This is a genomic window from Halobacillus sp., from assembly GCF_049282395.1.
Lineage (GTDB): Bacteria > Bacillota > Bacilli > Bacillales > Halobacillaceae > Halobacillus.
Map to the genome: position 1 here is coordinate 1 of NZ_JBAPTY010000254.1, position 1,638 is coordinate 1,638.

Here is a 1,638-nt window from a genome sequence, read left to right on the forward strand (position 1 = left end):
ATAATCATAGGCGTTTTGTATATCCTTGCCAGCATCTGGCTGACCATGGCAATAACAAAGGAGGCGATGAGTGTAGCTGGGACACTGTCGACTCCTGCCCATACTAAGGATATGTAAATGACCCAACCAATCATGCCGACGAGACCACATTTGATGATCGTATTTCTTGGCGCCTGATAGATGATTCCAAAGGCAGCTGATGCAAAAAAGCTTGCTATGGCATATTCAATCCACATAGTCATTCCTCACGATCTCTAAAATAGTGCAAACATAACAGCAATACCCGCACCAATTGCAAAGGCCGTTAAAAAAGCCTCCGCCCCCTTGGCGAGTCCTGAGATAAGATGACCTGCCATCAAATCTCTTACAGCGTTGGTGATGAGCAGACCAGGGACCAACGGCATGATTGAACCGACAACGATCTTATCAACTTCCTTCCCAATACCGAATGAAAAAAGGGAGAAGGCTGTAAAACCGATCAACAACGAAGCAACGAATTCAGCAACGAATTTAATTTCAAATAATCGAATAAAGTTAATCAATGCAATAAACCCCAGTCCTCCTGCTAAGCAGGCTGGCAGGAAATCGTACCAGCTCCCCTGAAACATGATAGTAAAGAAACCACTCGCTAACGTGGCAGAGATGATTTGCATGAGCATGGAATAGTCTGTAGGACTGGTTTCAATCTTTCTGAGCTCTTTATACGCTACGTGAGTAGACATTTCCCCACTTGCAATTTTTCTGGAGACATTATTCGCAAGGTTCACTTTCTCGAGATTTGTCTCTCGTGCCGAAACTCTTACTAATTTTGCATGGGCACCAGGGCTAATCGTAAACATAATCCCAGTAGGTGTTACATAACTTTGGGATTGATCCCGTCCGAAAGATTGGGCAATCCGCGTCATCGTATCTTCCACACGATAGGTTTCCGCTCCATTTTGTTGCATGATCTTCCCCATTAATAAACATAACTCAATCAAGTCCTCTGTACGCTCCACTCGGTCACCTCAATTCGTATTACAGTATGTTTAGTGTATCTATTCATATACTAAAAGCTTAATACCCTTTTTAAAATTTCCACAATCTCGAAACTTCTCCATTTTCTTTTGCACGACTGGCCGGATCTTAGCTCCATATTTGTTCTTAAAGGCTTCCCAATGTTGAGGTTCATCAAAGAAAAATCGTCGTAAAATATTTGTCTCCATACAAGTACAATACCACATCATCAAGAGCTGTAGTATTATCAAAAGTTATACATTCTTTACTTTGAACAAAAACTAATAAAAGAACTATCAGGAAAAGAGGTGTGCATTAGTCCCTTTCCACACCTAGGTTTCTTGAATGTATAAACCATTCGGGTATGGGGACTTTAGATATTAATAATATCTGCTATTTTTTCTGTGGGCGTTCGGAACAGTGGCAGGTCCTTAATTCAACATCAAATAGCCCTTCTTCTTCATAAAACAACTCGAATGTAATTTGTAACCCAGGCTCATATTTAAAAATAAAAGAAAAGCCTCTCAAAAGTTTATGAACTCTTGAGAGGCTTTTCAATTTAGTAGACGATTTTAAAACCAGTCAAAATCCAGTCAAATTGTTCTCAAACCCTATGTTCAAAGGGTTTTGGGCGCTATCACA

General features: G+C 40.5%; 2 protein-coding genes and 1 pseudogene. All 3 read right to left on the reverse strand.

Going from position 1 to position 1,638, the window contains the following annotated elements; translation table 11 throughout:
* Positions 1 to 236: threonine/serine exporter family protein (locus tag WAM07_RS10930; RefSeq protein WP_422166805.1), on the reverse strand; the 236-nt coding region annotated here is incomplete at its 3' end.
* 18 nt (positions 237 to 254) lie between these two features.
* Positions 255 to 998: a threonine/serine exporter family protein gene (locus WAM07_RS10935; protein ID WP_422166807.1), complete on the reverse strand. Its 744-nt coding sequence runs from the start codon at positions 996 to 998 to the stop codon at positions 255 to 257.
* Between the two features lie 42 nt (positions 999 to 1,040).
* Positions 1,041 to 1,205: pseudogene (locus WAM07_RS10940) on the reverse strand (IS91 family transposase); the annotation flags it as partial.
* Between the last annotated feature and the right edge of the window lie 433 nt (positions 1,206 to 1,638).